General features: G+C 35.7%; 27 protein-coding genes and 3 tRNA genes. 13 read left to right on the plus strand and 17 right to left on the minus strand.

Annotation, left to right across the window (positions count from 1 at the left end; genetic code table 11):
• Positions 1-3: 3 nt before the first annotated feature.
• From dacB to pepE, 3 genes are read right to left on the minus strand one after another with little or no spacing between them, the layout of a single operon-like run.
• Positions 4-1377, minus strand: coding sequence for a D-alanyl-D-alanine carboxypeptidase/D-alanyl-D-alanine endopeptidase (dacB, locus tag FN817_RS11705; protein WP_142718070.1), 1374 nt, complete (start codon positions 1375-1377; stop codon positions 4-6).
• 41 nt (positions 1378-1418) lie between these two features.
• On the minus strand, positions 1419-2282 hold the full coding sequence (locus FN817_RS11710; protein ID WP_142718071.1) for a hypothetical protein: 864 nt from the start codon (positions 2280-2282) through the stop codon (positions 1419-1421).
• A complete protein-coding gene (gene pepE, locus FN817_RS11715) occupies positions 2282-2974 on the minus strand; it encodes a dipeptidase PepE (RefSeq protein ID WP_142718072.1) in 693 nt (230 codons plus the stop codon). Before pepE ends, FN817_RS11710 begins: the two co-directional genes overlap by 1 nt.
• Positions 2975-3169: 195 nt before the next feature.
• Between pepE and FN817_RS11720 the strand changes: the two genes are divergently transcribed.
• The gene (locus FN817_RS11720; RefSeq protein WP_228451542.1) at positions 3170-3706 is read left to right on the plus strand and encodes a tetratricopeptide repeat protein; all 537 of its coding nucleotides are present in this window, start codon (positions 3170-3172) and stop codon (positions 3704-3706) included.
• Between the two features lie 259 nt (positions 3707-3965).
• On the opposite strand, the gene FN817_RS11725 is transcribed toward FN817_RS11720, so the two are convergent.
• Positions 3966-4454, minus strand: a complete 489-nt coding sequence (locus tag FN817_RS11725; protein WP_142718074.1) for a YdeI/OmpD-associated family protein — start codon at positions 4452-4454, stop codon at positions 3966-3968.
• A 229-nt stretch (positions 4455-4683) separates the two neighbouring features.
• On the opposite strand from FN817_RS11725, the gene fsa reads away from it, so the two are divergent.
• The gene (gene fsa, locus FN817_RS11730) at positions 4684-5337 is read left to right on the plus strand and encodes a fructose-6-phosphate aldolase (RefSeq protein WP_047425212.1); all 654 of its coding nucleotides are present in this window, start codon (positions 4684-4686) and stop codon (positions 5335-5337) included.
• Positions 5338-5406: 69 nt separating this feature from the next.
• On the opposite strand, the gene FN817_RS11735 is transcribed toward fsa, so the two are convergent.
• The 5 genes from FN817_RS11735 to FN817_RS11755 form a co-directional block, all read right to left on the minus strand.
• Positions 5407-6273 (minus strand): GLPGLI family protein, encoded by an 867-nt coding sequence (locus FN817_RS11735; protein ID WP_142718075.1) that lies wholly within the window; start codon positions 6271-6273, stop codon positions 5407-5409.
• A gap of 20 nt (positions 6274-6293) precedes the next feature.
• Positions 6294-6860, minus strand: coding sequence for a sugar O-acetyltransferase (locus FN817_RS11740; protein WP_142718076.1), 567 nt, complete (start codon positions 6858-6860; stop codon positions 6294-6296).
• Between the two features lie 87 nt (positions 6861-6947).
• Positions 6948-7838: a GLPGLI family protein gene (locus tag FN817_RS11745; RefSeq protein ID WP_142718077.1), complete on the minus strand. Its 891-nt coding sequence runs from the start codon at positions 7836-7838 to the stop codon at positions 6948-6950.
• Between the two features lie 65 nt (positions 7839-7903).
• Entirely contained in the window at positions 7904-9826 is a 1923-nt protein-coding gene (locus tag FN817_RS11750) for a M56 family metallopeptidase (RefSeq protein ID WP_142718078.1), read from the minus strand.
• Between the two features lie 5 nt (positions 9827-9831).
• The gene (locus tag FN817_RS11755; RefSeq protein ID WP_047385363.1) at positions 9832-10197 is read right to left on the minus strand and encodes a BlaI/MecI/CopY family transcriptional regulator; all 366 of its coding nucleotides are present in this window, start codon (positions 10195-10197) and stop codon (positions 9832-9834) included.
• A gap of 335 nt (positions 10198-10532) precedes the next feature.
• On the opposite strand from FN817_RS11755, the gene FN817_RS11760 reads away from it, so the two are divergent.
• On the plus strand, positions 10533-11114 hold the full coding sequence (locus tag FN817_RS11760; protein WP_047425206.1) for a hypothetical protein: 582 nt from the start codon (positions 10533-10535) through the stop codon (positions 11112-11114).
• Between the two features lie 428 nt (positions 11115-11542).
• Here the strand turns inward: FN817_RS11760 and FN817_RS11765 are convergent, their stop codons facing one another.
• Complete coding sequence (locus FN817_RS11765; protein WP_142718079.1) at positions 11543-11989, minus strand: GNAT family N-acetyltransferase; 447 nt, start codon at positions 11987-11989, stop codon at positions 11543-11545.
• A 169-nt stretch (positions 11990-12158) separates the two neighbouring features.
• Here FN817_RS11765 and FN817_RS11770 point away from each other — a divergent pair, with 169 nt between their 5' ends.
• Positions 12159-12872 (plus strand): 2OG-Fe(II) oxygenase, encoded by a 714-nt coding sequence (locus tag FN817_RS11770; RefSeq protein WP_142718080.1) that lies wholly within the window; start codon positions 12159-12161, stop codon positions 12870-12872.
• Between the two features lie 115 nt (positions 12873-12987).
• Entirely contained in the window at positions 12988-13245 is a 258-nt protein-coding gene (locus FN817_RS11775; RefSeq protein ID WP_142718081.1) for an Ada metal-binding domain-containing protein, read from the plus strand.
• Between the two features lie 121 nt (positions 13246-13366).
• On the opposite strand, the gene FN817_RS11780 is transcribed toward FN817_RS11775, so the two are convergent.
• From FN817_RS11780 to FN817_RS11790, 3 genes are all read right to left on the minus strand, one after another.
• A tRNA-Met gene (locus FN817_RS11780) sits at positions 13367-13439 on the minus strand.
• Between the two features lie 38 nt (positions 13440-13477).
• Positions 13478-13550, minus strand: a tRNA-Met gene (locus tag FN817_RS11785).
• A gap of 38 nt (positions 13551-13588) precedes the next feature.
• A tRNA-Met gene (locus FN817_RS11790) sits at positions 13589-13661 on the minus strand.
• Positions 13662-13762: 101 nt separating this feature from the next.
• Here FN817_RS11790 and FN817_RS11795 point away from each other — a divergent pair.
• The 8 genes from FN817_RS11795 (at position 13763) to FN817_RS11830 (ending at position 20784) form a co-directional block, all read left to right on the plus strand.
• Positions 13763-14374, plus strand: coding sequence for an L-threonylcarbamoyladenylate synthase (locus FN817_RS11795; RefSeq protein WP_047421778.1), 612 nt, complete (start codon positions 13763-13765; stop codon positions 14372-14374).
• Between the two features lie 31 nt (positions 14375-14405).
• Positions 14406-15116: a CPBP family intramembrane glutamic endopeptidase gene (locus FN817_RS11800; RefSeq protein ID WP_142718082.1), complete on the plus strand. Its 711-nt coding sequence runs from the start codon at positions 14406-14408 to the stop codon at positions 15114-15116.
• Entirely contained in the window at positions 15113-15871 is a 759-nt protein-coding gene (yaaA, locus tag FN817_RS11805; protein ID WP_142718083.1) for a peroxide stress protein YaaA, read from the plus strand. The genes FN817_RS11800 and yaaA overlap by 4 nt, the downstream gene beginning before the upstream one ends.
• A complete protein-coding gene (prmC, locus tag FN817_RS11810; protein ID WP_142718084.1) occupies positions 15872-16720 on the plus strand; it encodes a peptide chain release factor N(5)-glutamine methyltransferase in 849 nt (282 codons plus the stop codon).
• 27 nt (positions 16721-16747) lie between these two features.
• Positions 16748-17779: a serine hydrolase domain-containing protein gene (locus tag FN817_RS11815; protein ID WP_142718085.1), complete on the plus strand. Its 1032-nt coding sequence runs from the start codon at positions 16748-16750 to the stop codon at positions 17777-17779.
• Entirely contained in the window at positions 17776-18135 is a 360-nt protein-coding gene (locus tag FN817_RS11820) for a DUF4180 domain-containing protein (RefSeq protein WP_142718086.1), read from the plus strand. Before FN817_RS11815 ends, FN817_RS11820 begins: the two co-directional genes overlap by 4 nt.
• 540 nt (positions 18136-18675) lie before the next feature.
• Positions 18676-19248: a hypothetical protein gene (locus FN817_RS11825; RefSeq protein ID WP_142718087.1), complete on the plus strand. Its 573-nt coding sequence runs from the start codon at positions 18676-18678 to the stop codon at positions 19246-19248.
• 6 nt (positions 19249-19254) lie between these two features.
• The gene (locus FN817_RS11830) at positions 19255-20784 is read left to right on the plus strand and encodes an L-type lectin family protein (protein WP_142718088.1); all 1530 of its coding nucleotides are present in this window, start codon (positions 19255-19257) and stop codon (positions 20782-20784) included.
• 54 nt (positions 20785-20838) lie between these two features.
• Here FN817_RS11830 and FN817_RS11835 read toward each other — a convergent pair whose 3' ends face one another.
• From FN817_RS11835 to FN817_RS11850, 4 genes are all read right to left on the minus strand, one after another.
• Complete coding sequence (locus FN817_RS11835; RefSeq protein WP_228451543.1) at positions 20839-21858, minus strand: NAD-dependent epimerase/dehydratase family protein; 1020 nt, start codon at positions 21856-21858, stop codon at positions 20839-20841.
• Positions 21804-22589, minus strand: a complete 786-nt coding sequence (locus FN817_RS11840) for an SDR family NAD(P)-dependent oxidoreductase (protein ID WP_142718089.1) — start codon at positions 22587-22589, stop codon at positions 21804-21806. Before FN817_RS11840 ends, FN817_RS11835 begins: the two co-directional genes overlap by 55 nt.
• Positions 22590-22748: 159 nt before the next feature.
• Positions 22749-23837: a helix-turn-helix domain-containing protein gene (locus FN817_RS11845; RefSeq protein WP_142718090.1), complete on the minus strand. Its 1089-nt coding sequence runs from the start codon at positions 23835-23837 to the stop codon at positions 22749-22751.
• A 31-nt stretch (positions 23838-23868) separates the two neighbouring features.
• Complete coding sequence (locus FN817_RS11850) at positions 23869-24522, minus strand: rhomboid family intramembrane serine protease (protein WP_142718091.1); 654 nt, start codon at positions 24520-24522, stop codon at positions 23869-23871.
• Between the last annotated feature and the right edge of the window lies 1 nt (position 24523).

Below are 24523 nucleotides of genomic sequence, written 5' to 3' on the forward strand. Positions count from 1 at the left end.
ATTTTATTTTAAAACATTCAGAATTTTCTGCAGCTCTGCATTTCCACTTCCCTGGTAATTATTAATGATAATCGAAAACACATATTTTTTACCATCTTTTGCTGTGTGATATCCTGCAAAAGATTTGGTATCTCTCATCGTACCGCTTTTCATCTTCATTCCATTCTCCTGAACCGGGAAACCATCGTAGTACGCTTCAAACCATGATTGCTTTTTAGCATATAAAAGTGCCTGTACTTCTGCTTTTGCTGCTACATAATTCTGTGGTGAAAGTCCGCTTCCATCAGCAAAGTTGATCATATTAGGATTGATTCCTTTTGATTTCCAGAATTCTTTCAGATAAGAAACTCCGCTTTTAAAGCTTGAATTTCCTTTTTTCTCTTTTCCTAAGGTTTTAATCAGTGTTTCTCCATACAGGTTGATACTTTTCCTTAGAAACCAATACACAATTTTATCCAGAGTCGGAGATTGGTAGGTCAAAAGAATATTGTTTTTGGGAGCTTCCAGTGCCTGCTTTCCTTCTATTTCAAGCTGTGAATTCGTGACTGCTTTTCCGGAAATCTCAATCCCGGATTCTTTCAGCCATTGTTTTACTTCTGCTGCCAGCTGTAAAGGCGGATTAGGAGTAGAACCGGAAACCGTCACCGTTTTTCCTGCCGGAAGCATCCCGTTAATCAACGCTACATCGGAATGGGGTGCGGTAAAGATAAGACTCTGGTCAGAACTTCCTCCGGCTTTCAAATCATTCAGCCATTTCACGCCTTCCAAAGGATAAGAAAAGTTTTTAAAATCTGTTCCGTTAATATTGATATCAAACTGGTTTTCTTTCCAGTTGATTCCCCACACACCGGCTCCGTAATAATTTCCAAGGTCATCCCAGGGCCAGCCTCCGGGAATCGTCTGATGGTCAAAATAAGAATCATCAATCACCAGGTCTCCTGATATTTTTGTAATTCCTGAGTTTTTAATGGCCTCAATCAGCTTCTTTTTAAAATTTTCAGGTTTATAGGCATCATATCTCCAGCTTCCTAATGTAGGATCCCCATTGGAACTGATGAAAAGGTTTCCATTCAGTGTTCCTCCGGATATATTCCCGGAATAGCTTGAAGTGGTTGTAAAAGTATAATTTTTGCCTAAAGTTTCCAGTGCGGCACCAGCGGTAAAAATTTTCTGTGTAGAAGCAGTAGAAAGTCCTTTACTTCCCTGATATTCGTATATAAAGTTGCCATTTTCATCTGAAACATAAAATGATAAGCTGGAAGAAACCGCTCCTGAAGAATCCATGAGATCCTTGGTTACTTTATCCAGTTTCTGAGCAATATTCTGCGCGGCAACCATCTGTACAGAGAGTGTGAGAACAGCAAGTGTTTTTTTCATTACATTGTTATTTGGATCTGAATAATTCTAATCAAATATAGTTAAAATAAAAGCTTTTCATACTCCCTGAGATCATCAGAGCTGAAAAGAATCTGATGGTCAGTCGATTTTTCAAATGACTGATCATAAGTAAAATATTTCTCGTAATCCTCTTCATCTATAAAAATATCCATCTGGCATTCTTTTATATAATGTGATTTTTCTCCATAATCTTCTACAAAATATCCGGATTCATTCCATTGTTCATGATGACAACGCAGACAGGTTTTTTGATGCACAGCTTTATAGCCGCATATCTCACAATCCTGTAAACTTTGGAATAATGTTGAAATTTCATTTCGTCTGTCTTCCGGGAAAATAGAGAGAGGAATTGTTTTTAAAAGCAGGTAATAATTAGGTTCCTGCCATGAAAAATAAAACGTTTCTTCTGGATTGCCAAACGATTTTGTGTGAATCCACATTCTTTGAAGATCATATTCCAGATCAGCTTTTACGATATTTTTAATATTCAGAAGGGTTTTATGATCTCTTCTGACGTTCTGTTTTTCATCAATTTCAATAACAGGCTGCTGTTCCAGAAAATGATTCAGGCACAATGTTGTCTGCCAGGAACCAACTGTTCTCATTTTACCTTCACTGCCACAGATTTCACAAGTCTTTACCGACAATTCTGAATATTTGTCTTTGATGGCTTTAAGCTTGTTATTAAGTTCTTCATCCTCAGAATACGTGTAGCACCTCAACCCACCGAATTTTTCCTTTCCAAAAACACGGTGTTCCATATTCCAGCCTGCAATAGCAAATTCAAAGAGCAGTTTCCGGATCAGGTCATCCCATCCGGTACTGTTTACTGAAAAATTGGTCAGATTACGCTCTATAAAAAGGCTGATCTCTTCTTTATTCATTAAAGTCTGCTTCCTGCTTCTATTTCGTAAGGTTCTTTACCTTTCTCAAAAATTCTTGTCAGCTCGCTTCCTTCTACTGTAATGGCATCTGCTGTTCTTCTGATCCAGTTTCCTTCCCTAAGGCCTACTACTTTAATGTCGTTTTGAGTAAGGAACTCCTGAATACGGGTTTCTCTCGTTTCTCCATTATGTTTCAAATCCGGGTTAGGATCAAGATAATGCGGGTTGATATTGAAAGGAACCAGTCCCATACAGTCAAAACTTGGAGGATATACAATCGGCATATCATTCGTGGTTTTCATATTCTGCCCTCCGATATTGCTTCCTGCGCTGCATCCAAGATAGGCTTTTCCTCCTGAAACATTTTCTTTTAAGACAGACATCAATCCTTCTTCATGTAATGTTTTAACCAATAAAAAGGTATTTCCGCCTCCGGTAAAGTACCCCTTTGCCTGATTCAGGGCTTCTTTTTTATCTTCAAATTCATGAAGGCCTTTTACTTTTATGTTGATTGTTTCAAAGAAAGAACGTGCTTTTGCGGTATAGTCGTCATGGGAAATTCCGCCTGGTCTTGCGAAAGGAATAAACACAATTTCGTCAATTCCATTATAGAGTTGGATTAATTCTTCTCTTAAGTATTCCAGATATTCTCCGCCAAAAAGGGTGGATGTTGAAGCTAATATGATATTCATATGACGAAATTATATGTATTAATAAAAAAATGAATGACAAAGATAGCTTCAAACATTAACGAATCAAAAATTAAACTAAAAAAAACACGTTTCCCGTTAATATTTTCTAAAAAAACTTAAAGCTTCTAAAATTTAACTTTTTATGGAATTATTATTGAATTTTAGATTATGAATTTAAAATATAAGATTATGAAAATGAGTACAATTAATAGTAGAAACCTATTTTTAGGTTTGATACTGGCAGGAAGTGTAAGTCTTGTAAACGCGCAAACAACTCAACCGGAAACTTCAGCAACAACGAGTCAAACAACCAATCCAACGATTGATGGTCTTAAAAAACAGATTGAGGCCAATCCAAAGGATACGGAATCTTTAGCAAAATTAGCAGCAGCTTACCAGGAAGCTTCAGATTGGCCGAATGCCATTGATACCTGGAAGAAAATCTCTGCTTTATTACCGGACTGGGCTCCATCTTATTACAGCCAGGCTTATGCGTATCAGTCTGCAAAAGATGATGCCAATGCAAAACTGGCTTATGAAAAGTATATTGCAACCGTAAAACCGGAAGAGGTAGAGCAAAATAAGAAAAATCTGGCGTATGCCTATTTCTATATTGCCTTTGCAGAACAGCAAACAGATCCTAATAAGGCAAAAGAGCACATTGCAAAATCTTTACAGTATGACCCTAGCAATCAGGACGCTGTGAAGCTTAGCAAAGCTTTAAATTCTTAACAGAATGAAAATGCCGGAAGTTTTTCCGGCATTTTTTATTATATCTAATCTGACTTGAATTTAACGCAAAGGTTTATTTTTATCTGGTTTTATATTTTAGAGGAGCAAAGTTTAAATCAACTTCGTTGATTCTTTCTAAGCGTATGTATATCATAAAGCTTTATCAGCGACTTTGTCGCTTTCTTAGCTTACTTAATAATTACAAATATTCAATTTAATCTTTGCGTTTTTAAACTCTGTTTTTTAGCTTTCTGTTCGCCTATTCAATCATTTTTCCGAAAAAATCTGTTTCACCGTGTAAATGACGGATGATTTTCTCAATATTCCTTTGGATACTTGCTTCTGTTTTTAAATTATTGATATAACGAACCAGTTCAAGTCTTCTTGAAGGAATCAGATTTTCAAAATTTTCTGTTGCCAGAGGACTTTCCTTAATTGCTTTTTCCAAATGAGGATGCATAGAAATACTTCTGTCAGAATCATCATATTCCAATATAACTTCAATGACTTCTCCAATTCTCTTTGGAGAGTTTTTCAACATTGTCAGGTTCACATACAGTCTCCATTCTCCCAGATATTTCATCAGGTTTTGCTTAAATTCCTGTCCGTTCACTGTTCCTTTTACCGGAATCGGGCTTTTATTCTTTCCTGATTCCTTAAAAATCCTCTCCAAAATCTCTTCCGGAACAAATACAAAAGGATTAATTCCAATGATTTCCAATGTGGCTGTGAAACTGTTGTTTTTCATAGATAACAAATTTTGACTGATCAGGCTGGAAGCAAAAATAACCATTTGTTTAAGATCAATATAAATTATTTTTTACTTTGTATAATTCTTTCCATTCTCAAACCCGAAACTCTCAAACCCTCCAATTCTATAACGAGAATACCCAAAATCCCGAACCCTGTAACTCAAAATTCATATCCCAGAACTCAATTAATTCCCTATCTTTGTATCAATAAATCTATTTAACAAAATGAAATTTTTTATTGACACAGCTAATTTAGAGCAAATCAAAGAAGCCAGAGATCTTGGAATTTTAGATGGTGTAACAACCAATCCATCATTAATGGCTAAAGAAGGAATTCAAGGTTCTGAAGCAATCAAAAACCACTACAAAACGATCTGCGAACTTGTAGACGGAGATATTTCTGCGGAAGTTCTTTCTACAACGTATGAAGAAATGATTAAGGAAGGAGACGAATTGGCTGCTATTCACCCAAATATCGTTGTAAAGATCCCGATGATCAAAGACGGAATCAAAGCTTTAAAATATTTTTCTGATAAAGGAATCAAAACGAACTGTACATTAATCTTCTCTCCGGGACAGGCTCTTTTAGCAGCAAAAGCAGGAGCTACTTATGTTTCTCCGTTCTTAGGAAGATTAGATGATATTTCTACAGACGGTCTGAACCTTATCCAGGAAATCAGATTGATTTTTGATAACTATATGTATGAAACTGAAATTTTAGCAGCTTCTATCCGTCATTCAATGCACATCATCGACTGTGCTAAAATCGGAGCTGATGTGATTACATCTCCACTGCCTCCGATCTTGAGCTTATTGAAGCACCCATTAACAGACAGCGGATTGGCTCAGTTTATTGCAGATTCTCAGAAATTAGCATAATAACTGATTCTTATTCAGATATAAAAAACCCGGAACAATGTTCCGGGTTTTTATTTTTTAATGATTATTCTATTTCAGCAGATCCAGCTCAAGAATATTATTTTGCTTTTTCAGGTCATTCTTCCTTTTTATTTCTTTCTCTTTTTGTGCTTTATCAGCAGGAATCAATTTTCCGGATTCATCTATTTCCTGAATTTCGATTCCCCGGGCCAGCATCTGTTTTTCACTTTTCATAGGGTCAGCAAGATAGTCTTTAAAAGCTTTTCTATATTTGGCTTCATTTACTGTTACAAGAGCATTAAACCGTTCTTTTTCTTTGGTACTCGTCCATTCGTAGCCGTCAGGAAGTTTTTTATTTCCTTTTAATTCAAATGAATGGGTATGGGAAGCATCTTCGAGTTTTACAATTAATCCCGGAAGCCCGTGAAATTTATATGGTCCGTCCTGAATGGGAAGATCTGTTGTAAACCAGGCTGTCCATTTTCTTCCGGCGAAGTTACCTATTGCTTTTTGTGCTTTAAACCCGCTTATCTCTGCTTTATCCGGAAATATTTTCCATTCCTGTTTTCGGGCATCCTGTACCATATATTCGTCAGCGGAAAGATTGGTGAAAAAATTCACTGAATAATCGGGATACATTTTTTCAACACTATAACTTATTTTGCCTTTGAATTTGATTGCTGAAAAATCTAATTCTTTAACTCCCATCTGCAGCTGTTTTTCCATAGCAGAGGTCATAAGAGAATCCGATTCAAAAGAATCTTTACTGTAAAATTTTGATCCTTTGGCAGCAACATCCAAAAGCATAATTTCCACTTCCGGTTTATCTTTAGCTGTAGAATCCAGCGCATATTTGTATTCATACATAAATCTCTGATTCTGGGCACTAGTAATTACAGCTAAAATAAGACTCAATAAAATAATCAGTTTTCTCATGGTTGGTTGGATATAGTTTTTTAATTCTGTTCTGTAATTTTTTTAACGACTTTACACGGATTTCCCACTGCAACTACATGATCCGGAATATCTTTCGTGACAATACTTCCTGCGCCAATCACTGAGTTATTTCCGATAGAAACTCCGGGAAGCACAACGACATTTCCTCCCAGCCATACATTATCTCCTACTTTAATCGGATGTGCATATTCAAGACCTTCATTTCTCTGTTTTGCATCAAGCGGATGGCCTGCTGTATAGAAACTACAGTTTGGGCCGATAAATACATTATCACCAAACTCCACTTTGGCACAATCTAAGATAACAAGGTTATGATTGGCATAGAAGTTCTCTCCTGCTTTTATATTGTATCCGTAATCACACCAGAAATTGGGTTCTATACAGATATTTTCTTTGATGCTTCCGATTATTCTTCCGAGCAGTTCATATCTTCTTTCTGTATCTGAGTTCTTCAATCCGTTATATTCCTGGCACAGATCTTTGCAGGCAATACGCTCCTGAATCAGTTCTTTGTCGTAGTTAGCATTGTATAAAAGTCCTGCTGCACATTTTTCATTTTCTGTCATGTTGTGGAATTTTAAGTCCTGAGATAAAGATAAAAAAAACAGTAAGATTATGATAACCTTACTGTTTTTTATTCCAATATAAACCGCTTATTTGTAAAGCTCCGGTTCTATTTTATTGTTGTTTTTTAATTGGTCTTCTTTTGCTCTTTTTTCGATATTTCTGTACATTTCATTGGCATCAATATTTTTTCCATCCTGATTTTTCATCTGTACCACAGCTCCTGCCGGAAGAGTACTCATGGTTTGTTTCATATCTTTTGTAGGATCTGTAAGATAATCTTTCCAGGCTTTTTTAAACTGTTTTTTGTTGATCTCTATTTCCTTTCCTCCTATTCCAATTGTAGTAAGACCTGGTATTTGAATATCTTCTTCTGATGCGGCCTCCGTTTTCTTGTTACCGATTAAAGTCATGATATGAGATCCTGTTTTATCTTCAACTTTAACGATAAGTCCTGGCAGTCCATAGAACTTATAGGGACCGTCCTGGAATGGAATATCTGTAGAAAACCATGCGGTCCAGCTTCTTCCTCCAAAATTTGTGGTTGCCTTTTGCGTATTATACTCTCCGATTTTCTGCTTTTCAGGAAGTATTTTCCATTCAGGTTTTTGGTCTTCCTGCATTTTATAGGTTGTATTTCCTATATTTTCAGAGAACGAAACACTATAATCCGGGTACTTTTTCGTGACCGTTGAAAGAGTTGTTCCCGGTTTCATATTTCTCCTGACATTGATGCTTCCCCCAAATCCTCCTTTCATCTGCTTGGCGATATCGGCTTTCATGGTTGAATCAGCAACAAACTTTTCGCGGCTGTAGTATTTAGAACCATTTTTGTCAATATCCAAAAGCATAACATCACTTTTCACTTCTGCTCTATTGGTAGAATCAGAGATATATTTGTAGTCATAAAAGAATCTGTTCACCTGCGCGTTCACAACCACACTTAAAAATGCCAGTAAAATGAAATAACTTTTTTTCATAGTTTATGTATTATTCAGATAGTAAAAAAGCTCTGCCAGTTAAATACTGACAAAGCTTTTGGAACTTATTTCTTTGTCTCAATTCTTACTTCTCCATTCTTCACTTCTCCATTCTTCTGAGTGTTGACCATTACTTTTGAAATATTGGCAGAACTCAAAGCATTAACATCATCTTTAGACACTTCTCTTCCATCAATGTAATACTTGTATTTGTGATCATCATTACCGTTAATGCTAAACTTTTTTACCCCATTCATGGCAATGTTTCCGTTACCGTCTTTTTTGATGAAATCAGCATGCATTACCATCACATTAGGAGCAGAAGTTGTCATGGTAAAGTTACCAGCTCTGAAACTTTGTGCTGCTTTTTCAGCTTCTACACGTATTTTTTCACCCTCTTTTCTTATCCTATCCCCTTCTATTCTGGCTTTTTCTCCTTTGATAAGAAATACAGCACTTTCAGCTCTTGCTCTGTCTCCTTCTAAGCGGGCTTTTTCGCCCTCTATTCTGGCTTTCTCTCCTTCCACTCTGGCTTTTGCGGCTTCTTTCATGGCTTTTTTTGCTTCTGCCATTGCCTTACGTACTTCCTCTTTTTCTTTAGAGCTCAGATCCTTATAGTAAACGCTGTTATTATTTTTAAAATAAACTACTTTCGGAGCTTTTGGAGCCTGAGGTTCAGCTGGTGCACTAGGTGGTGTGGGAGGAACGATGTTTTTTACGGCTCTTTCAGCCGCTCTTCCCGCTTTTTTAGCCGCTCTTTCTATTTTACGAAGTGCTTTCTTATCAAGAGGATCCATATTTTCAAGTTCCTTCATTTGATTTTTCCATTCAGCCGAATTGAAATATTTATCAACTTCAACTTTGGAAGCCACCTCTCCTATCTCTGATGCCAGGTTACTTATTTCTTCAATTTTATCACTGAAAGCATCACTTTCCGGATCCAATCCATCCAGCTCCTTCTCTTTTTCTTTTATTTTTTTCTCAAGATCGGTCAATTTAGTTTGATTTTCCGGTGATACAGGTTTTAATCCTGTAATATTTCCCTGAACCGATTTTTCAGGTCTTACTGTATCTTTTTTGATTTCTGAAACTGCTTTTTTTATAGAAAGGTTGGTTTCTTCAATTTCTCTGTTCTTTGCATTTACCAGATAAGCAAAAGCTACGGTAAATAAGACCGGCAATGCAAGAATTCTTCGCGCATATCCGAACTTTGTTTTTGGTTTTTGTAACATTTTAAGTCTTTTTTTAAGGTTTGAACTTAGAAACGGACTGGTAGCAGGCAACTGTGTTCCGGAAAAGTGGCTTGCTAAAAGCATCTGCGCAAATGCTTTGGTGTCCGATTGTTGTACGGCTTTTTTATCAGCCAGGTACTCGTGGATGAGATTAATTTCTTTTTTGATGATATGAAAAAACGGATTGAACCAGAAAACAGAAGTAATAATCTCGATAAAAATCTTATCAAAGGAATGTTTCTGCTCAATATGTACCATCTCATGCTTTAAAATCTGTTTTCCGATATCGGAATGCAGTGTGATGGCATTCTTCCAGAAAAGGTTCTTAAAGTATGAAAACGGGGCTTCACTAAGATCTGTACGGTAAAAGTTGATCCCGTCAAAACTTTCTTTCTGAAACTCTTTTTTAAACTGCTGGATTTTGAAAATCCCATAGATCAGCTTCCCTAAAAAATAGAGAGAAACCAGTCCCAGAGCTGAAAAAATAATGTTAAAATAAAGGTTACCATTGTCTACGTTTTTATGTGTGTTAAAATTCTGAATCTTGTCAAGAAGCATATACATATCATTATTTACCTCTATCGTAAAATCGTCTACTCTGATGAGTGGCAGCAGTAGTGATATTACGATTGCAGCCAACAGATAAAATCTGTTATAATGATGGAATGTCTTGTCTTTTAAAGACAACTGATAGTATAAGAATGTTACACCCGAACATACAATTGTTTTCCCAAAGTATAAAAGTATTGCTTCCATAGGTACTAGTCTTTATTTTTGAGTTCATCCAACAGCATCTCAAGATCTTCTACAGTCATTTCATTTTTTTCTACCAGAAACGAAACGGCACTTTTGTAGGAGCCTTTAAAATAGTTTTTCACAAGACTTTTCATGGTCTTTCCGGAATACTGCTCTTTTGAAACAAGCGGAAAATACTCATGCTGTCTTCCGTGTACACGATAGTCTACGAATTCTTTGTCTTTCAATACTTTTAAAATGGTAGAGACCGTATTGGTATGCGGTTTCGGATCCGGAAAAAGATCAAGAACATCCTTCAGGAATCCTTTTTCTATTTTCCATAAATACTGCATTACCTGCTCTTCTGCTTTTGTTAAAGTCTGAATTTTCATATCCTGTTCATTTATCAATTATTGTGATATAAAGTTATCCAATTCTATATCACTAAGAAATTAGTTATACAAATGTAGAAATAAAAATGAATCAAACAACTATTTTTTTAGTGATAGAATCAGAATTTAATTTAACTATTTGAAAATCAACACAATAAAATTAGTTAAAATATATTGATTTTTTAAAGGAGTGAAATTTCCACCTGCTTAATCCACAGAAAAAGAGTCATTTCAGGGATAAATTCTTAAAACTTGTTAAATTTTATTAAATAAAATTAAAATGAATTTGTTTTAACCGGGAAATTATATTTATTTTAGTGCTTTAAAAATTTCTCATGAAAAGATATAATTTATTGATTGTACTATTACTGCTTATTTTTAACGTTACTACAGCACAAAAGAAGGGTTCTCCTGCTGCTGATCTCAGCATATTAAAGGATACAAAATCCAAAATCGAAGCTACCGTTCCATTGGTTATTCAGCATCTTCAGACCATTGCTACAAAAGAAGGGGATAATAATATTGTGAATAACGGGAAAATTGCTGTAGGTAAAGAATATGGTATTGTAGAATCTGAGTGGTTTTTATACAGAAACAATATGAAAAACTGTATCCTGAACAACTCTTCCAAAAAGGCAAAGAAATGTATGGAATACCATAACAATATGTTTAGAGGTACAATGATCAATTATAATAATTATATTACCAACCTTACAAGAAAGAACGGATATCTTGGAGTTGAAGGTGATACAAAATTTGATTTCAAACCTGCTGATATCGCTACAAAATTAAGCGAAGCTTACTTCAATGCCAGTGATGCTGCAGGAAGAATGAAAGCGGATCAGAAAAGAGAATTTTTGGGACAGACCATGTCTGATGATAACAAGCTTACTCCTTACGCACAACTGGCTCAATAATATCTAAAAGCATATTAAAAAAACATAAAAAGAGAACTGCAATTGCAGTTCTCTTTTTTTATTCAAAAGCAAAAAATCTCCGCCGGAAAAAGCAGTTTTGTGGTACTAATCATAAAACTTGGGGAAAAAGTAGAAAATTCGGCAGAGATTTTTTTGCATACACTCTACAGATCAACTGTCCTACCCATGATCTGTAAAAGCTTTACAAAAATAGGATTATGCCTTCTACCGGCGATAGAATGCCTTGTAGAATTAAATGTTCAGAATTGTAGAACTAATACTACTAAAAAAGAAAAATGGAAGTGGGAAAAAATTTACACCCGAAAATAACATCATTTTAATATAATCATCTAAAGCTTTATTCCCCTGCTGCAGATTTTCCTTTCCCACTTCCGATTTTCACCTAAAACTATTTTGCTCTCTGATATCTATCTCCACCAATGGTAATAATTGTGCAGCGCGTCATATTCAAATCCGCAACGCGGATATAATGTATTTCCGATATCATTTGTTTTTTCTGTTTCAAGCATCAGTCCACATGCTCCTGTTTCTTCACACCATTGTTTACTACGGTCAATTAATGCTACAGAAAGGCCTTTTCCTCTATAATCCGGATGAACAAACAAATCACTCAGCAGCCATTGCTTCTGTAATTTGGTATAATGAAATAGCTTGTAAAGCTGTACAAATCCTACGGCTTTTCCTTCAGCCATCACAAGAAAAATATCCGACTCACTGTTTAAAAACCGTTCTTTGAGAAAAGCTTTTCCTTTTTCAATATCTGATTCCTGTCTGTAAAAAACACGGTAAAGATTGAATAATTCTGCCGTTTCATCAAGATCCTCAAGGCTGGCTTTTTTAATAATGTAATTCATCGTTATTTATTTTATTAACAGGACAAAAATAGCCTTAAACAGGACCAGTCTTATCATCCAGATTAGTATTATACCGATGGTCCAGAAGATTAATCAAAAGATAATACCGCACGTTTCGGATTTTCTTATTCCGGACAACTTCGGATTTTTGCAGTATAGAATCAAACCAATGAAAGATATTATTCATAAAATTAAAAATATAGATTGGCAGCACCTTACGGAAACAATGCATGAAAACGGATATGCAGTAATTTCCAATCTGCTATCAGACCAGGAATGTGAAATAGTAAAGTCAAATTATGACAATCCCGATCTTTACCGTAAAACAGTGATTATGGCAAGACACCGTTTCGGTCTTGGCGAGTATAAATATTTCGATTATCCGCTTCCTGAAATGATTCAGACCATACGAACGACCATATATCCGTACTTGGCTCCTATTGCCAATTCATGGTTTAAAGCGTTACATATTGATATTCAATTTCCTTTAGAACATCAGGAATTTTTACAGCAATGTCATACTAATGGCCAGCAGAAAGCTACTGTTTTAATTTTAAAATATAAAGAAGGAGGTTTTAATACTTTACACCAGGATTTATATGGTGATGTGTACTTTCCTATTCAAATCGTGTTAATGCTCAGCGAACCTGATAAAGATTTTACAGGTGGTGAATTTGTACTTACCCAGCAGATCCCGAGAGCTCAGTCAAAAGCTATTGTTTTAAAACCTAAAAAAGGAGATGTGCTCATTTTCACGACTCAGTTTAAGCCCGAAAAAGGGACCAAAGGATATTACAGAGTCAACATGAAACATGGAATAAGCGAAGTTAAGGAAGGCAGCCGCTATGCTTTGGGAATTATTTTCCATGATGCTGTAAGTTAATGACTGATCGTTGATAGTGGTTGCTGAATTTATTACAAACTATGATCTTAAAAATAAAATTGAATTTCTCCGACCGATTTCTTCTAACTCTTAAACCATAAACTCTCAACTAAAAATGATACTCCATTCTCAATTATCACCCAAGAGCTTAAGAAGTAAAATCCACAGCCAGGATATTCGTTTTGGTGGAAATAAAAAACTGAGGATTTACGGGTTGCTTGATTGTGGGTCAGGAAAAAGAATGAAAAGGGAAAACAGAATTTTCTTTAAGGATGAAAAAGAGGCACTACAAAATAATTACCGTCCTTGCGGACATTGTATGAGAGAGGCATATAAGCTATGGAAACAAAGAATATCCGACCAAAATCCTTAACATTTTAAGATAAATATTGTGATTTTCAAATTACTTCAACCGAGATTGCTTCACTTTGTTCGCAATGACAGGATGACATAAAAAAATCGGTATAACTGTCGTTATACCGATTTTGGTTTAGTAGCGGGAACCGGACTCGAACCGATGACCTTCGGGTTATGAGCCCGACGAGCTACCTACTGCTCCATCCCGCGGTGTATTTTTAGAGTGCTTACCGAAAGCACTTACTTAGTAGCGGGAACCGGACTCGAACCGATGACCTTCGGGTTATGAGCCCGACGAGCTACCTACTGCTCCATCCCGCGGTGTATTTTTAGAGTGTTTACCGAAAACACTTGCTTAGTAGCGGGAACCGGACTCGAACCGATGACCTTCGGGTTATGAGCCCGACGAGCTACCTACTGCTCCATCCCGCGATATTGGATTGCAAAGGTACGAATATTTTTTACAAATCCTAATTTTTCTTTTAAATAAAGGACTTTTATGAAAACTATTTTATTATTTGTATCTTTGTTTTATGGCAAAAATATTAAAAATTTATCCAGACAACCCACAGGAAAATCTTGTGAATGAGGTTATTAAAACCTTAAATAATGGCGGGCTGATTATCTATCCTTCTGATACGATATATGCTTTAGGCTGTAATATTTTTGATATAAAAGCCATGGAAAAACTGGCTCAGCTCAAAAAGATGAAGCTTGAGAAGTCGAAATTCTCCATTATCTGTAATGATCTCAGCCATCTTTCTGATTTTACAAGACCTATTGACACCTCAATTTTCAGATTTCTGAAAAGCCATCTTCCCGGACCTTTCACTTTTATCCTTGAAGCGAACAAAAATTTGCCCTTGGCATATAAAGGTCATAAAACAATTGGTATCCGTGTTCCGGATCATCCGATCCCGCAGCTGATTGTTGAAAAACTGGGACATCCTATTGCTTCCACTTCCATTAAGGATGATGACGAAATTATTGAATATTCTACCGATCCTGAACTGATTGCCGAGAAATATGATCATTTGGTAGATATCGTTATTGATTCAGGATATGGAGACAACGTGGCTTCCACTATTGTAGACCTTACTTCCGGAGAACCGGAGATTATCCGTCAGGGAAAAGGAATTATTTAATTCAAAATGTAAGGTTTAGGGTTATTTGATTATGGGGTTTAATGGGAAATATTCTATAGGAATTTTACTCACTTTTGTGCTTTTGGTTGCAGCAATGCTTTATTCTTTCCCGGTTATCACTATGATTACAGGAATAAGAGGAATTACTGCAGACAGCTTTTTTCTCAGCAGAATTGTGATCTGGATCGTTTTGATCATTGTATTTCTGTACAATAGGGTCATTGAAAAAGATTCATTCTTATTAAAAAAAGAATCTTCCTATTCTATCTTATTTTATATTAAAGCAGTTCTGAGCCTGTACTTGATCTGCATTATTGGCGGAGCAGCTCTGAATGCATTAATCCAGTTTTTTATCCCTGAAAAAATAAGTGATAAGCTTATTAACCTTGTCCCCGTTTTTAAGAACAATTATTTCTTAATCATTTTCATGAGCCTTACCGCTGCTATTGTAGAAGAATTCCTGATGCGGGGTTATATACAGCCCAGAATTGAAAAAATTTATAATAATCCGACTGCCGGAGTGATTATTTCATCCATTTTATTTGGAATTCTGCACAGCACATATGGTACTCTAGGTCAGGTTCTCGGACCTTTCTTTATTGGACTTGTTTTTGCCCTGTTTTATAAACGCTATTCAAATATTAAAATTCTGATCATCTGTCATTTTATGATTGACTTTATCTCTCTGATGACCCTGAATTTTATTAATATTAAACATTTATCTGTATTTTTAACATTATGAAAATTATAACATCTCCTGCAAAATTAATGAACGTAGAAAACTCAACGGATCTGTTGAAATCTTCTACCCCAAAATTCATTGAAGAGGCAGCATTTATACAGTCTTATTTAAAAGAAAAATCACCAAAATATCTTTCCGAACTGATGGAAATATCGCCTAAACTGGCTGATGAAAACTGGGAAAGAAATCAAAAATGGAAATCCAAACCTACTGCAAAAGAATCTGCTCCGGCTATGTTTGCTTTTACAGGCGAGGTTTACAGAGGGCTGGATGCCAAGACCCTGAATAAAAATGCGGTAGACTATCTGCAGAAAAACTACAGAATGCTTTCCGGGCTTTATGGTCTGCTGAAACCTTCTGATAAAGTAATGCTTTACAGACTTGAAATGGGCCGTCCTTTTGAATTTGAACAATACAAAAACCTGTATGAGTTCTGGAGAGAAAAGATTACGGAGCAATTGAATTCTGAAATGAAAAAAGGAGAAATTCTTCTTCATCTTGCCAGCAATGAATATGGAAAAGTAATCGACAGAAAAAAGCTGAACCATAAAGTAATCGATTTCGATTTTTATGAATTAAAAGAGGGAAAACTGAAAACCATCGTTGTATACACCAAGCACGCAAGAGGTCTTGTGGTAAGATATTGTGCTGAAACGAATGCCAAAACACTGGAAGATGTAAAAGCTTTCAACTATGAGGGGTACAGAATTGATGAAGAGAAGTCTACAGATACTAAACTGGTTTTTACAAGATAAATGACAATTTCAGCATTCAAAAAATATTTCAAAACAGAACTTTCCGGTCTTTACACTGAATCGGAAAGTGCTTTTTTATCCTCCCTGTTCATTCACCAGATTGTAGGTTTTGATCATTTTCAGCAAAGAAGATTTTCTGAGCAGGAACTTCTGACAGATGATAAAGAAAAGCTTTCTCATTTAATTTCAGAACTTAAAACAGGAAGACCTTATCAGCAGATTCTGGGAGAAACTGAGTTTTATGGAATGAAGTTCTTTGTGGATGAAAATGTACTGATTCCCCGCCCTGAAACGGAAGAGCTGCTGGAGATTGCTATCAGAGAGATTCAACATTTGAAGGTTAACGTTCAAGGTTTAAAGATTTTGGACATAGGAACCGGAAGTGGAGTGATTCCTTTGGTTTTAAAGAAACATTTTCCTGAAGCCGTAGTTTCATCAATAGATTTTTCTGAAAAAGCACTAAAGACTGCTCAAAGAAACGCAGATTATCATCAACTGGAAATACAATTTATCCATGCTGATTATCTGAATTTTGAACCAGTTGACAGCTTTGATATCATTATTTCCAATCCTCCCTATATAGGTATTGAGGAAGAAATTGAAATTGCAGACTCTGTGAAAGAATTTGAGCCGAAAATGGCCCTTTTCTCTCCTACTTCCGATGCTTTGATTTTCTATAAAAAGATAGCTGAAGATGCTAAAAAATTCCTGAATGAGGACGGACTTTTATTCTTAGAAATCAATCAGAAATTAGGTCCTGAAACGCTGGAACTGTATCAATATTTCTCTAACGCTCAATTATTGAAGGATTTATCTGAAAATGACAGGTTTATTTATGGAAGGAAATAAGTAATTTTGCTTCCAAACACTTAACCTATGAAAACTTTACTATGGAATGCCTTCATTGGTATTTTTCTGATTCTACAACTAGCCTCCTGCAAACAGCACCCTCAGGATGTTGTGAATGAGTATTACAAGAAAGGAGAATTCAATGGCTCTGTTCTGATCGTGAAAAATGGCAAAGTGGTATGTGATACTGCTTTGGGGTTCCGCAATATTGAAAAAGGGCTCCGGTCAGATAAAAATACCTCTTTTTATATTGCCTCTCTCAGCAAACCTTTTACTGCTACTACGATTATGATTCTACAGCAAAAAGGTTTATTGAGGCTTAATGATAAGGCATCTCAGTTCATTGAACTTCCTGAATATGCTAAGAATATCACGATCAGGCAGCTTTTGCACCATACATCGGGGATCAGTGACTATGAGAGCTTGTTTTCAAAAAAAGGATTGACCAACAAGGAAGTGATGGACTGGCTGTTTAGCCTTAAAAATCTTGATTTCATTCCTGACAGTAGGTTTAAATACAGTAACAGCGGATATATTATTCTTTCTCAGATTATCGAAAAGGTTTCCGGGAAGTCTTATCATACTTTGATCAATGAACAGATCATCATGCCTTTGAAGATGAACAATACGTATGTGTATGAGCCTTCCACGATTATTCAAAATAAAGCTTTGGGATATAATCAACAGAAGAAACCTGATGATTATTCCATCTTAACAACTGGTGACGGCGGAATTTATTCTACTCCTGAAGATCTGTATAAATTTGATCAGGCCTTGAGGAGTTATACTTTGATCAGTAAAGAAAATACAGCGCTTATGTATACTCCTGCAAAACTCTCCGGTGGCCAGGTTTCAAATTACGGGTTTGCCTGGTTTATAGAAGAGGAAAAAGGTGAAAAAACAGCAATGCACACAGGGGGACTGAATGGTTTCAAAGCTTTATTCTGGAGAGATCTGGAGCATAACAGCTGCATTATAGCACTTACCAATCATGGAGATGCATTCCCTTTGGGTAACTTTTTACATGATATTAAAAAAACAATTCAATACATAAAATGATTATTCAATCTCACGAAATTAATACGATAAAAATTGCAGAAGTTATTTCTGATAATATAATCATCCAATCTGCACAGGACGGGCTGGATCTTATGGGAAATATCTATTATCAGGGTTTTGACAAAGTTATTCTTTATGAAAAAAACATCACTCCTGAATTCTTTGATTTAAAAACAAAAATTGCAGGTGAAATTCTTCAAAAATTCTCAAACTACCGCATCGGACTGGCTATTGTAGGTGATTTCGACCAATATGAGAGTAAGAGCCTGAAAGACTTTATTTTCGAAAGCAATAAAACAAAACAGGTGAATTTTCTTGGATCACTGGAAGATGCGTTGGATAATTTATCAAAATAATTTTTTCCAGACAATTCGCTCAAAAAATACAACTCATTATGTTTTTAAGGATCAGTATTTTTTATAAAACCGCATATTTCAAAAAATGCAATGATTTGAATGTTAAAAATAAACTACTTATTTACTATATTAGTAAAAATTTAAATCAATAGTCAATAATTCAACTAACAAATAATGTTAAATTTAATTTAACATTCTAAAAACCAAATATTAAGTAGTTTATTCGTATATTTGCAAAAACACAAGGATTATGAATTTTACTATTCTAAAGGCTTATATTGTATAATAGGGCTACTTAAACTCAATTCTCTTTTTCGACTCTTACAGGTAGACATAGATGTTTCTGTGATCCATTCTTGTTATATCTGTTACTTTGGAACCTAAGGTCTCCTCATACCGCTGTATTTGTATAATTCATTGGTTTGAACGAATTGAAGGCGTATTGATATCCAGTACAAATTAAGCTGAAAGGAAAGTATTTTTCATAAAACACAACACAAAAAACATATAAAACACAGATAAAAAATTATTCAAAACATCATGATTAAAAAATTATTTCTACCAATTATTTTACTAAGTTCATATTCATTTGCTCAAGTTGGGATTAACACATCCACGCCTGATGAAAGTGCAATTCTGGATGTGTACAGCCAAAATAAGGGGATGCTTATTCCAAGACTTACTACGGCAAAAAGAGATGCCATTTCTAATCCGGCCAACTCACTTCTTATTTATGATACGGATAAAAAATGTTTAAGCCAGAATATTGGAACACCTACCAAACCAGATTGGTTATGTATCAGTAATAATGCTGTAAAGATGTTTTACATGCCTAGTGTTTCTTTTGATACATCTACCAACGCAACTGGCAGAACTAAAGATTTATATACTTTGTATAAAACGCAGTTCGGATCTCCAAAGGCGAAAAGCACCAGTGCTCCTGCATCTATTCCTTTTTTCCCGTCAAGCAAAGACCTTTACTATTATGTAACAGATGCTGATCCTAATGTATTCAGTAATATTTCTATTTCTGATGACGGGGTAATGACCTATGATGTAAAAGCAGCTGCAACAGACTGTTCTTTTATTAATATTGTTTTTGTTGTTAAATAATGAGTTATGATAAAAAATACTCGAATTAACAGGAACAAAAGACTTTTGTTTATTTTTTCATCGTTTATTTTCTCCCAAGGTATTCAGGCACAGAATCAGCAGGGAACCGGATATCCGTATTTTGTCAACTTCACACAAGGATTACAGCCTCAGGAAGCTTATAAAGTAACAACCAGCGGAGTTCAGAATGATGCCACTTTTACTACAGAGGGCTTGAGATTAACCAGGAATATAAATACTATATCAGGAGGTGTTATACTCGCTGATAGAATATTCACTAGTGACCAGGGAATCAAGTTTGAATTTGAATATGCAATCTATGGAGGAGACCCCAACGGTGGAGATGGTATCTCTATATTTTTGGTAGATGGATCTATTCCTAAGGATCAGCTTAACCTTGGATCCATTGGTGGCGGACTCGGTTACACTTTTATTAGGGGAAATGCATCTGCAGAGGGATTAAGGGGAGCTTATTTAGGAATTGGTCTCGATGAGTTTGGTAACTTCAAAAATACTTTTAATCAACCTGATAGAATAAGAAATGGACTTTTTGGTCTATCTCTAGCGGATGGTCGTAGTAATGTAACCTTAAGAGGTAAACGTGGCAATCAATATCTACCCCCATATGAACTGCCAGGATATAATGGCTACCCTTTACTCTACAGCACAGCAACCAATGCAGCTCCTTCCAGTAATAATCGTTCAGCCTATTTGGATGTCCTGACAGGAAAATATATCGGTATCAAAAATCCGAACCTTAAGCAATTCACAGTAGAGAGTGGCGGAAACACAATTCCCCAAAATGATACTGATGTAAGATTCCGTAAAGCATATATAAAATTAGTCCCGAATCCATCAGGCGGTTACAATGTAACATTAGAAATACAACATGGAAATGTCAGAGAAACAGTTATTGATAATTACTATTATCCTACTACTGTAAAATATACAGAAAATACACTATCTCAAGAAGTAAGAACTTTAGACACTTCACCTCCTGCTACTTTCAGAATTGGTTTTGCTGCTTCTACCGGAGCTGCTAAAAATATACATTTATTGAAAAATTTAGGAGTAACCAGACCTTATGCTGCGGAGGTAACGGATGATCTGTTTGCAGGATGTCCGGGCATAAAATCTACGTATTCTCCTTTACTTAATGATGCGGCATACAGCGGTCAGAATCCGCGAACGCTTTCTTATAATAATCTGGATTTTAATTCATTCCGTTTTTTAGACATCAATGGTAGTGTAATCCCGAATATTGTAAATGGCACCTATACAAGCAATGAGGGTACATGGGTGTATTCTTATTCTACAGGAAGACTTTCTTTCAAGCCTGCAACCGGATTTAACGGAACTGCACAAATAAAGTATGATATCAAAGGTGGAGGAAGCAATGGAACTGAAGCCCCTTACAATCTTGAAGAATACAGATCAATGCCGGCGTTGGTACAAGTGAATATTTCAAGTTCAAACAATTGCAGCAAAGCCTGTGTGATTTCTAATAAAAATGTCACTCAGAAAATAACAAGATAATTTTAAAAACCAGCTTTTTAGGAGCTGGTTTTTTATTTACAGTATTGAAAATCACTATTTGTTATTTTGATCAAAATACTGAATTGCGTCTTCAATCGCTTTATCAACAGGCTGGTAATGAAGTCCTAATTCATTTACTGATTTCTGATTAGAATAATAATTACAAATCTGCAGTGCTTTCATATTGGAAGTACTGAGATTTGTTTTTATCTTTAATTTTCTTAATCCCTCTCCTATCAATCCCAGGAAACTCAACAATCCATTGGGAATGGCTATCATAACCGGATTTTGATGGGTAATTCTATTTATTTTCTTAAAAAACTCTTTATAGCTTAAGTTTTCGTTAGCTAAAAGATATTTTTCACCATTCCTTCCCTTTTCAATTGCATTTAATACTCCGTTTGCGGCGTCTTCTACATGTACAAAGTTCTTTCCTCCTTTCGGATAGAAAACCAATTTCTTTTTCCAGGCCCAGAAGATGATTTTCCCGGAACTTGGTTTGCTGTCATAGGCTCCGATCATAAAAGTAGGATGTACAATAATCACTTCTGTATTTTTACGGTTCTTTAAAAGGTACTCTTCAGCTTCCAATTTAGTTTGAGCATACATTGAATGGGTAAAAGGATAAAGCTGCGGCGCCTGTTCATTTCCCCGGAATGTTGTAGTACCATACCCTAAAGTGTTTGCCGTACTTACAAACAAAAACTTTTTTACATTCATTAATTCTGCATGGGTAAACAGATTTACGGTTGTCTCATAATTCACTTTCCGATATTCATCATAGCTTATGAGATTCTGACGTGTTTCCGCAGCAATATGAATGACAAGATCAATTTCTTTGAGCAATAATGAAAGATCAGAGGAAAGGTCTGCTTCCAGCAGTTTCAGATTTTCGTTCTCCTCACCCAGCCAGCTGCTTTTCTTGCGCACCAGAGCAATAACAGAATAACCATTTTGTAATAATTTAATAATAACATTAGTTCCCAGAAGCCCTGTCGCTCCGGTTACACACACTTTTTTCATGCTTCGATCTCTCTTTTTATAGCCTGAGTCATCAACGGAAGTTTGATCCATATGGGTAAAATTTTCATCATCAGCCAGCTGATTGGGTTCACCATAATTACGGAATCTTTTTTAAATAATTGGCGAATACAGTATGATGCTACTTTATCAGGATTTAAAAGGGTCAGTTTTCCAATAAAACCTTGTTTTTCTATCCTTTTACAGACATCCGTATTGGTTTTCATGGCACCAGGATTCACCACACTTACAAAGACATTGGTATCTTTCAACTCTTCATGCAGTCCTCTGGAAAATGAATGGATAAAGCTTTTGGAAGCAGGATATACGGTTTTAAAACCTATGGGAGAAAAGGCCGCCATGCTGGAGACATTCAAAATATAGGCTTTTGGCTGTTTTAAAAGGTTAGGAAGTAACTGATGGGTAATTAATGAAGTTGCTGTTACATTGACCTGCAGAATGGTATTGATATAATCCGGAGAGGCTTCTGTGAATTTTTTAGTTCCTCCAAGACCTGCATTGTTAATGAGGATATGAATATCAAAAGAACGGTTAAGCCATTCTGTAAGCTTCATGACATTGTCATTAACAGAGAGATCTGTTTCATAATAATGAACTTTTACATCATACAGCTCGTTCAGTTCCTGAGAAAATTCTTGAAGGTTCTGATCCGGAAGACTGACCAGAATGACATTGATCTTTTTCTTTGCCAGGTGTTCAGCGAATGATTTGCCAAGTCCCTGGCTTGCTCCTGTGACAACAGCATATGACTCTTTGGTATCCATACGTTTAAATTTTATGGTACAAAGCTATCGTGAAAAGAGGGTTTGAATGTTCCGGGTTATCAGACCGAACTGATTTTCAATCAAGAAAACAAAAACACTCAAATATTTAAAAATCAATATTTTAAACAAATAAAAAAGTAAAACTTTATAAACCTGAACTTATTTTTTGAATTCAGAAGGAGTTTGTCCGGTCACTTTTTTAAAGGTTGTGTTAAAAGAAGTTTTGGAATTGAATCCGGATTCGTAAGCAATCCCGAGAATTGATAATTTACTGTTTGATTCTTTCAGAAGTTTTTGGGCATACTCTACTCTGAATTCGTTCACATATTGGAAAAAATTCTTTCCAAAACCTGTATTGATAACATACGACAGGTGATGGGTAGAAACAGACAGCATTTCGGCCAGCCTGATCAGATTAAGTTCACTGTCAAGATAAGGTTTGTCTGCTTCCATTAGTCTTTCGAGTGAGTTTTTAATCTTAATTAATTCTTCATCAGAGATCAGCTTTCTCTTTATTTCTTCTGAATCAGAATCTTCATTGATAGCAATCAGTTCTTCTCTCTGTTTTTCTTCTACAGGATAGATTTCTCTTTGTTTCAGAGAATAATATCCCACCCAATAGATCACAAATAAAAAGACCGTATTGATAAAGAAATTCAGTGATTTGGGGTCATAGAAAAGATTATAGATCACATAGATGATATTCACAATAAGAAGTACCAGAATGATATACTCAAGCCAATTCAGATTGATTTCTTCAGTATTGGAAGAAAATTGCTGGATCTTCCGCTGGTGTTTTCTGATGGTAACGTAAGAAAGTCCGGTGTAGAACAGTGCCTGAATGAGGATCAAAATAACACTCAGATATTCAAACGGTGATTCATATCCAAGTTTTACTAAGATAAGGCACAACAGAAAGGCTGCGGGAAGCAACAGGAATCTAAAATCCCTGATTTTGAAGGTAAAAGAAGGATTGGTAAAGAACAACACACTAAAGTAAAAAACAATAGGGGTAAAAAACTGAATACATCTTACTAAAAACAGAGAGTGAAACTCCACTGCCTCACCTGTGATGAGAAACAAAACCTCATCCAGCCAGAAGGTAGACCACAGAAACAGAAATATCCCAAACCAGAAATTGGCTTTACGGTTTACTTTCAAAGGATTGGCCAGCTTCAGCAGAGAAAGCAAAACCAATGAACCATAGATAAGTATCACGATGAAACTGTTTAACTCTGATGTGTTCATTGGTTTTGATATTTTAATTAAAAATAGTCTTTTATCCTATTCGCTTCCTTACAAAAATTTCATATCCCAGATAGATTAACGGAAGCGACATGATTCCTATATAAATTCCGTTTTGCATGGCATGTTCCGGCGCATTTATCACAGCATATATTAATCCTAGGAAAGCACCCCCCAAATGAGCAGCATGTCCGATATTATCATGCGCTCTCGGATTCAGCATCATATACACAGAATAACCAAAATAGATCAGCCCGAAAATATATCCGGGAATACCGATCGGAATAAAGAAAAGATAGATTTTGAGATCAGGAATCAATGCTATGGAAGCAAAAAGGATTCCTGAAACGCCACCACTCGCTCCAACGGCAGAATACCAGGGTTGCTTTTGATAAATGTATAATGATAGGAAGTTGCCCAGCAATATTGCTCCCAGATATACAATTATAAATCCTATATTCCCGAAGCCCTGAATAACAATAGGCGCAAAGAAATATAATGTCAGCATATTGAATACCAGATGCATGATATCAGCGTGCAAAAACCCTGATGAAAGCAAACGAATATATTCTTTTCTATGAAGAATAGCACCAACACTAAATTTATATTTTTCAGTAATGGCAGGATTATTAAAAGCTATGAAGCTTATAATAGCCGTAATTGCAATAAATAATATTAAAATATTCATT

This window comes from Chryseobacterium rhizoplanae, assembly GCF_900182655.1.
GTDB lineage: Bacteria > Bacteroidota > Bacteroidia > Flavobacteriales > Weeksellaceae > Chryseobacterium > Chryseobacterium rhizoplanae.

Coding starts and splice junctions, on each gene's coding strand:
- pepE (WP_142718072.1), bottom strand. CDS start 2,974: ATGAATATCATATTAGCTTCAACATCCACCCTTTTTGGCGGAGAATAT.
- FN817_RS11840 (WP_142718089.1), bottom strand. CDS start 22,589: ATGGATACCAAAGAGTCATATGCTGTTGTCACAGGAGCAAGCCAGGGA.
- FN817_RS11820 (WP_142718086.1), top strand. CDS start 17,776: ATGATTATTCAATCTCACGAAATTAATACGATAAAAATTGCAGAAGTT.
- FN817_RS11830 (WP_142718088.1), top strand. CDS start 19,255: ATGATAAAAAATACTCGAATTAACAGGAACAAAAGACTTTTGTTTATT.
- FN817_RS11740 (WP_142718076.1), bottom strand. CDS start 6,860: ATGACAGAAAATGAAAAATGTGCAGCAGGACTTTTATACAATGCTAAC.
- prmC (WP_142718084.1), top strand. CDS start 15,872: ATGACAATTTCAGCATTCAAAAAATATTTCAAAACAGAACTTTCCGGT.
- FN817_RS11735 (WP_142718075.1), bottom strand. CDS start 6,273: ATGAGAAAACTGATTATTTTATTGAGTCTTATTTTAGCTGTAATTACT.
- fsa (WP_047425212.1), top strand. CDS start 4,684: ATGAAATTTTTTATTGACACAGCTAATTTAGAGCAAATCAAAGAAGCC.
- FN817_RS11835 (WP_228451543.1), bottom strand. CDS start 21,858: ATGGATCAAACTTCCGTTGATGACTCAGGCTATAAAAAGAGAGATCGA.
- FN817_RS11710 (WP_142718071.1), bottom strand. CDS start 2,282: ATGAATAAAGAAGAGATCAGCCTTTTTATAGAGCGTAATCTGACCAAT.
- FN817_RS11745 (WP_142718077.1), bottom strand. CDS start 7,838: ATGAAAAAAAGTTATTTCATTTTACTGGCATTTTTAAGTGTGGTTGTG.
- dacB (WP_142718070.1), bottom strand. CDS start 1,377: ATGAAAAAAACACTTGCTGTTCTCACACTCTCTGTACAGATGGTTGCC.
- FN817_RS11800 (WP_142718082.1), top strand. CDS start 14,406: ATGGGGTTTAATGGGAAATATTCTATAGGAATTTTACTCACTTTTGTG.
- FN817_RS11760 (WP_047425206.1), top strand. CDS start 10,533: ATGAAAAGATATAATTTATTGATTGTACTATTACTGCTTATTTTTAAC.
- FN817_RS11775 (WP_142718081.1), top strand. CDS start 12,988: ATGATACTCCATTCTCAATTATCACCCAAGAGCTTAAGAAGTAAAATC.
- FN817_RS11720 (WP_228451542.1), top strand. CDS start 3,170: ATGAGTACAATTAATAGTAGAAACCTATTTTTAGGTTTGATACTGGCA.
- FN817_RS11850 (WP_142718091.1), bottom strand. CDS start 24,522: ATGAATATTTTAATATTATTTATTGCAATTACGGCTATTATAAGCTTC.
- FN817_RS11795 (WP_047421778.1), top strand. CDS start 13,763: ATGGCAAAAATATTAAAAATTTATCCAGACAACCCACAGGAAAATCTT.
- FN817_RS11750 (WP_142718078.1), bottom strand. CDS start 9,826: ATGGAAGCAATACTTTTATACTTTGGGAAAACAATTGTATGTTCGGGT.
- FN817_RS11825 (WP_142718087.1), top strand. CDS start 18,676: ATGATTAAAAAATTATTTCTACCAATTATTTTACTAAGTTCATATTCA.
- FN817_RS11770 (WP_142718080.1), top strand. CDS start 12,159: ATGAAAGATATTATTCATAAAATTAAAAATATAGATTGGCAGCACCTT.
- FN817_RS11815 (WP_142718085.1), top strand. CDS start 16,748: ATGAAAACTTTACTATGGAATGCCTTCATTGGTATTTTTCTGATTCTA.
- FN817_RS11765 (WP_142718079.1), bottom strand. CDS start 11,989: ATGAATTACATTATTAAAAAAGCCAGCCTTGAGGATCTTGATGAAACG.
- FN817_RS11755 (WP_047385363.1), bottom strand. CDS start 10,197: ATGAAAATTCAGACTTTAACAAAAGCAGAAGAGCAGGTAATGCAGTAT.
- FN817_RS11845 (WP_142718090.1), bottom strand. CDS start 23,837: ATGAACACATCAGAGTTAAACAGTTTCATCGTGATACTTATCTATGGT.
- yaaA (WP_142718083.1), top strand. CDS start 15,113: ATGAAAATTATAACATCTCCTGCAAAATTAATGAACGTAGAAAACTCA.
- FN817_RS11725 (WP_142718074.1), bottom strand. CDS start 4,454: ATGAAAAACAACAGTTTCACAGCCACATTGGAAATCATTGGAATTAAT.